The sequence below is a fragment of the Stenotrophomonas sp. 278 genome (assembly GCF_003935715.1).
GTDB classification, from domain to species: domain Bacteria; phylum Pseudomonadota; class Gammaproteobacteria; order Xanthomonadales; family Xanthomonadaceae; genus Stenotrophomonas; species Stenotrophomonas maltophilia_AH.
This window is the reverse complement of the sequence record NZ_RHPP01000200.1, coordinates 1-5,442: the sequence shown is the minus strand read 5'-3', so window position 1 is coordinate 5,442 and position 5,442 is coordinate 1. Positions and strand designations below refer to the sequence as shown.

Genomic DNA, 5,442 nt, shown 5'->3' with positions numbered 1-5,442 from the left:
AGCCGGGCGTGCCGGCAACCCCGCCGGCGCAGAAGCCGACCTTCCCGCGCGTGGTTCCCCCGCGGCCGCAGCCACCGCAATCACCACAAACGCCTGTCAGTCCGCCGCCGCGCACCTCGCCGTAGAGCCACGTCCTACGTGGCTCCGCGGTGTCGGAACGAAGCGCAGCCACGCAGGGCGTGGCTCTACGTCGCTTGAAGTAGGCGGGAGTTGTCGCCATCTTGGTCATTCCTGATCCGCTTCAACCGAGTTCCAGATGCCCAGCCTGATCCTGTTGATGATTGCCGGCGCGTTTGCGTACGCTTTCTGGAACTCCTCACGAGCAGCCGCCGAACGCGCCATTGAGCTGGGCCGCAACGCCTGCCGCGCCGCCGACGTGCAATGGCTGGACCAAGCGGTGCACGCCAGCAGCCTGCGCGTGGTGCGCAAGGACAATGGCTGGCTGGGCTGGGAGCGCACCTATCGGTTCGAGTACTCGCACGATGGCATCGACCGCCACACCGGACGCATGGTGCTGCGCGGCGATCAGCTGGTGGCCTTTGTCGGCCCCTCCGCAGCGCGGATCAGCGAGATCCGGCAATCGCCGGATACGCGGGGTGCAGAAGACATTTGAATCATGGCCGACCAACCAACGGTCGGTCGCTACCGAAAAGAAGCCGCCCGAAGGCGGCTTTTTTCATTTCACCACGCGCAGATGCGGGCGGCCGCCGGCGGGCTTGGGCGGGGTATCGTCCGGCGTCGGCGTGTCATCGGGCGGCGTATCGTCTTCGTCGTCCAGACTGGGCTCATGGCCGGGAATGTCGTCCGGCAGCGCCATGCCCTGCCCGGTTTCGCGGGCGTAGACGGCCAGCACGGCGGAAATCGGCACCTGCACCGGATGGCTCACGCCGGAGAAACGCGCTGCGAAGCTGACCGAGGTGTTGTCGATCTCCAGCCCCATCACGGCACGGTCGGCGATGTTCAGCACCACCCGGCCGTCCTTGATCGCGCTGGGCGGCACCTGCACGCCCGGCATGCCGGCGTCGACCAGGATATGCGGGGTGAGCTGGTTGTCGTTGATCCATTGCACCAGTGCCCGCAGCAGGTACGGGCGATGGCTGGACATGCGGAATGTATCTTCAGTCATGGGGTGCGCCGGGCCATGCCCGGCTGATTATCAGCTTGAATACCGGTGACCAGTGTACGCGCAGGACAAGCGCTTCGGTCACACGGGTAACTCGCGCAGCTTCTTTTCCTGCTCGGTCAGGCTGCGGATGAAGCCCGGGTGACGGAAGATGCGGTTGCCATAATCCTCGATGGCCTTGCCGTCCTTGGGCAGCGCCACATCCAGCGACTGCAGCCGCCAGATGATCGGGGCCATGGCGCAATCGGCCAGGCTCATTTCCGGGTTCAGGAAGAACTTGCTGGCCTTGAACAGCGGCACCGAACTGGTCAGCAGCTCCTTCAGACGCTTGCGACCGGCCTCGGCCTGGGTCTTGTTGCCGAGCTGGATCGCCTGCACCTGCGGTACCCAGTCGTGCTCGATCCGCAGCATGGCCAAACGGATGCGGGCGCGGGAGAGCGGATCCACCGGCATCAGCGGCGGATGCGGGTAGCGCTCATCCAGATACTCGCTGACCACCGAGGCGGCGTACAGCACCAGTTCGCGCTCCACCAGGGTGGGCACCGAGTGATACGGGTTGAGGTCAATCAGATCCTCCGGCGGATTCTGCGGGTCCACCGGCACGAAATCATAGGTTACGCCTTTGGCGGCCAGCACCAGGCGTACCCGGTGGCACAGGACATCGTCGTTCGAGGAAAACAGCGTCAGGGTATTCCGCATGCGTACGCTCGCCGCCATCAAAGGCTCTCCAACGACCGAATCCGTCGGCCGTATCGGCGCTGCCGGCCCATTGCCGACAGTCGTCACAGGTCCCGAGTGTGCAACCCCCCATCACAAAAGCCAATAGGTCGAAGGGTTGGTGGACGTGTGAAGCTCAGTGCACGTCCTTCCAGTATTCCTTCTTGAGCAGATACAGCAGGAAGGTCAGGAACGCCAGGAACAGAATCACCCAGACGCCCAGTTGCTGGCGCTTGAGCGCAGCCGGCTCGCCGGCGTACTCCAGGAAATTGGTGATGTCCCGGACCGCCTGGTCGTACTGGCCCGGATCCACGTTGCCCGGCTGTGCGATCGTCAACCCCGTCACCGGCGCGTCGGCACCGGGGGCCTCGGGCTTGCCGTGCACCGCGTGCTGCAGGCCCTGCATCTCCCACAGCGGGTTGGGCATGGACGCATTGGGGAACAACGCGTTGTTCCAGCCCAGCGGCCGGGTCGGGTCGAGATAGAACGACTTGAGGTAGGTGTAGACCCAATCGCTGCCGCGCACCCGCGATATCAGCGTAAGGTCTGGCGGCATCTTGCCGAACCACTTCTCGGCCTCGGCCTTGGGCAGGGTCACGCCCACCGTTTCGCCTATCGCCGCGCCGGTGAAGTTGAGGTTGTTCATGACCTCTTCTTCGGTGAGCCCCAGGTCCGTTGCCATGCGCGAATAGCGCAGGTACTTCAGCGCGTGGCAGCCCGAGCAGTAGTTCATGTACAACTGCGCGCCGCGCTGCAGCGACGCGCGGTCGCCCAGGTCATTGCCGGCCTGCAGGGTCTTGCCACCCTCGGCGGCACCGGCCAGGGTGCTGGCCAGCATCAGCGCAGCCGCACAAGCCAGCTTTACACCGTAGAGCCACGCCCTGCGTGGCTTCGCGAAGCAATGGTCAGTCATGCAGGGTCACCCGGTCCGGTACCGGTTTGGTCCTGTCCAGCTTGGTCCATATCGGCATGGTGATGAAGAACGCGAAGTAGAGGAAGGTCAGCACGCGGCCGATGTAGGTTTCATGCACATCGGTGCCCGGACCCGAGCCGATCACGCCCAGCCAGACAAAGCACACGGCCAGCACGCCCAGCATGACCTTGGAGATCCAGCCACGGTAGCGCACCGACTTGACCTTGGCCTTGTCCAGCCACGGCACCAGGAACAGGATCGCGATGGCCGAGAACATCACCAGCACACCGCCGAGTTTGTTCGGCACCACGCGCAACATGGCGTAATACGGCGTGTAGTACCACACCGGCTTGATGTGCTCCGGGGTCACCAGGCGGTTGGCCTCGGTGAAGTTGTCGTGCTCCAGGAACAGCCCGCCAAAGCCCGGTGCGAAGAAGATGATGAAGGCGGCGATGACCAGCAGGAAGCCCGCCCCCACCGCATCCTTGAGCGTGTAGTACGGGTGGAAGGGAATGCCGTCGGCCGGCGCGGTGGGCGACCAGCGGTTGCCCTTGGGCCCCTTCTTGATCTCCACGCCGTCGGGATTGTTGGAACCCACTTCATGCAGCGCGCCGATGTGCAGCACCACCAGCAGCAGAAGCACCAGCGGCAGGGCGATCACGTGCAGGGCGAAGAAGCGGTTGACTGTGGCGTCACTGGGCAGGTAATCGCCCATGATCCATTCGGTCAGCCCGTTGCCGATCACCGGAATGGCCCCGAACAGCGAGATGATCACCTTGGCACCCCAGAAGGACATCTGGCCCCAGGGCAGCACGTAGCCCATGAAGGCTTCGGCCATCAGCACCAGGTAGATCAGCATGCCCAGGATCCACACCAGCTCGCGCGGCTTCTTGTAACTGCCGTACAGCAGGCCGCGGAACATGTGCAGGTAGACCACGATGAAGAACAGCGAGGCCCCGGTGGAATGCATGTAACGGATCAGCCAGCCCCAGTCGACGTCACGCATGATCGTCAACTCCACCGAGGTGAAGGCCTCGGCGGCGCTGGTTTTGTAATGCATCGTGAGGAAGATGCCGGTCAGGATCTGGTTGACCAGGATCAGCAGCGCCAGCGAACCGAAGTAATACCAGATGTTGAAGTTCTTCGGCGCGTAGTACTCGCTGACATGCTTGCGGTACATCGGCATCAGGCCAGGCGCGCGGTCATTGACCCAGTCGGCCACGCCGGAGGCGGTACGGGAAAGGATGTTGGCCATGCTCAAGCCGCCCCCTGCGGGTCAACGCCAATGACGATGGTGTTGTCGTCCTGGTAATGGTGCGGAGGCACCAGCAGATTGATCGGGGCCGGCACGTCCTTGAAGACGCGGCCGGACATGTCGAAGCGCGACTTGTGGCAGGGGCAGAAGTAGCCGCCCTTCCATTCCGGGTCGTAGGGCTCGGGGCGGATTTCCGCGACCATTTCCGGCGAGCAGCCCAGGTGGGTGCACAGCCCGACCAGCACCGAGACATCGGCCTTGATCGAGCGGAATTCGGGGTTTTCCTTCAGCACGTACTCGGGCTGCTGGTCTTTCTCGCCGGACTCGGGGTCTTTCAGACGCCCGTCCAGACCATTCAATGCCTCCAGGATGGCCTTGGAGCGCTTGACGATCCAGATCGGCTGACCGCGCCACTCCAGGACCAGCCGTTGGCCTTCCTGCAATGCGCTGATGTCGGCGATCACCGGTGCACCGGCCAGTTTGGCACGGGCGCTGGGATTCCAGGACTTGATGAACGGTACCGCTGCGAACCCGACGCCAACGGCACCCACCACCGCCGTGGTGGCGGATAGAAATCGTCGACGTCCAGTGTTGACTGGATCGTTTACCCCATCGTTGGCCATCCGGCACTCCGATATTGATTTAGGTAGCTTGAGGCTGCCAGCAGACCGGTGGGGGCCAGTCCACGTGAATCGGAACCGACTATAGCGGAACCTGACTCGGCGACACAACGGAAAGAATCCGAAGGCGGTGATGCCGGCCGTTATTGCTGCGAAGCCGCACCGCGATAGCGGTCGGCCAGGAGTGCGACGCGCTTCACGTAGTACTGCGTCTCGCTGTAAGGCGGTACGCCGCCGTGGCGGTCGACCGCACCTTCGCCGGCGTTGTAGCCGGCAGCGGCCAGGGTGAGGTTGCCGTTGAAACGCTTGAGCAGCCACGCCAGATACTGCACGCCGCCGCGGATGTTCTGCGCTGCGTCATAGGAGTCGGTGACACCGAAGCGCCGCGCGGTGGGCGGCATCAGCTGCATCAGGCCCTGCGCGCCGGCACGACTGATCGCGGTCGGGTTGTACGCCGACTCGGCATGGATCACGGCACGTACGATTGCCTCTTCCACCCCGAACTCACGGGCGGCCGCGGCAATCTCGGCCTGGAAGGCGGTGGTGTTGAGCCGCACCGAGCCGAAGTTCACCCCGGGGTTGGCCCCGCAGGCGTAGCAGCGCTCGATGTAGCTGTAGCGGATGGTGCGCACCTGGCCGAGACTGGCCACCTGCGCCGGACGGCTGCTGGTGTAGTGGCGCACCCCGTCCTTCATGTACGAATAGACCTGACCGGCAACCACGCGACCGGGCTTGCTGCTGCGCTTCGCCGGGGCCGAGGGTGCGGTCAGGACGGTCGCCGTTGGCGCGGCGGTCGTGGCGGCGACTGCCGTGC

General features: G+C 64.3%; 7 protein-coding genes. 1 reads left to right on the top strand and 6 read right to left on the bottom strand.

What is annotated here, in order from left to right; all coding sequences use genetic code 11:
* Positions 1-256 precede the first annotated feature (256 nt).
* The gene (locus EGJ34_RS20205) at positions 257-613 is read left to right on the top strand and encodes a DUF3301 domain-containing protein (protein ID WP_125362226.1); all 357 of its coding nucleotides are present in this window, start codon (positions 257-259) and stop codon (positions 611-613) included.
* A gap of 63 nt (positions 614-676) precedes the next feature.
* On the opposite strand, the gene EGJ34_RS20200 is transcribed toward EGJ34_RS20205, so the two are convergent.
* The 6 genes from EGJ34_RS20200 to EGJ34_RS20175 form a co-directional block, all read right to left on the bottom strand.
* Complete coding sequence (locus EGJ34_RS20200; RefSeq protein WP_125362225.1) at positions 677-1,126, bottom strand: ClpXP protease specificity-enhancing factor; 450 nt, start codon at positions 1,124-1,126, stop codon at positions 677-679.
* Positions 1,127-1,204: 78 nt separating this feature from the next.
* Positions 1,205-1,840, bottom strand: coding sequence for a glutathione S-transferase N-terminal domain-containing protein (locus EGJ34_RS20195; protein ID WP_125362224.1), 636 nt, complete (start codon positions 1,838-1,840; stop codon positions 1,205-1,207).
* Positions 1,841-1,976: 136 nt separating this feature from the next.
* Positions 1,977-2,678: a cytochrome c1 gene (locus tag EGJ34_RS20190; protein ID WP_125362228.1), complete on the bottom strand. Its 702-nt coding sequence runs from the start codon at positions 2,676-2,678 to the stop codon at positions 1,977-1,979.
* Between the two features lie 67 nt (positions 2,679-2,745).
* On the bottom strand, positions 2,746-4,008 hold the full coding sequence (locus tag EGJ34_RS20185) for a cytochrome bc complex cytochrome b subunit (RefSeq protein WP_125362223.1): 1,263 nt from the start codon (positions 4,006-4,008) through the stop codon (positions 2,746-2,748).
* Between the two features lie 2 nt (positions 4,009-4,010).
* The gene (gene petA / locus EGJ34_RS20180; RefSeq protein WP_125362222.1) at positions 4,011-4,631 is read right to left on the bottom strand and encodes a ubiquinol-cytochrome c reductase iron-sulfur subunit; all 621 of its coding nucleotides are present in this window, start codon (positions 4,629-4,631) and stop codon (positions 4,011-4,013) included.
* A 140-nt stretch (positions 4,632-4,771) separates the two neighbouring features.
* Positions 4,772-5,442, bottom strand: a 671-nt coding sequence (locus EGJ34_RS20175; protein ID WP_221740431.1) for a lytic transglycosylase domain-containing protein, incomplete at its 5' end; no start/stop codon positions are given.

Bases quoted from the DNA above. Each gene is read 5' to 3' on its own strand.
- EGJ34_RS20205 (WP_125362226.1), top strand. From the start codon at position 257: ATGCCCAGCCTGATCCTGTTGATGATTGCCGGCGCGTTTGCGTACGCT.
- EGJ34_RS20200 (WP_125362225.1), bottom strand. From the start codon at position 1,126: ATGACTGAAGATACATTCCGCATGTCCAGCCATCGCCCGTACCTGCTG.
- EGJ34_RS20195 (WP_125362224.1), bottom strand. From the start codon at position 1,840: ATGGCGGCGAGCGTACGCATGCGGAATACCCTGACGCTGTTTTCCTCG.
- EGJ34_RS20190 (WP_125362228.1), bottom strand. From the start codon at position 2,678: ATGCTGGCCAGCACCCTGGCCGGTGCCGCCGAGGGTGGCAAGACCCTG.
- EGJ34_RS20185 (WP_125362223.1), bottom strand. From the start codon at position 4,008: ATGGCCAACATCCTTTCCCGTACCGCCTCCGGCGTGGCCGACTGGGTC.
- petA (WP_125362222.1), bottom strand. From the start codon at position 4,631: ATGGCCAACGATGGGGTAAACGATCCAGTCAACACTGGACGTCGACGA.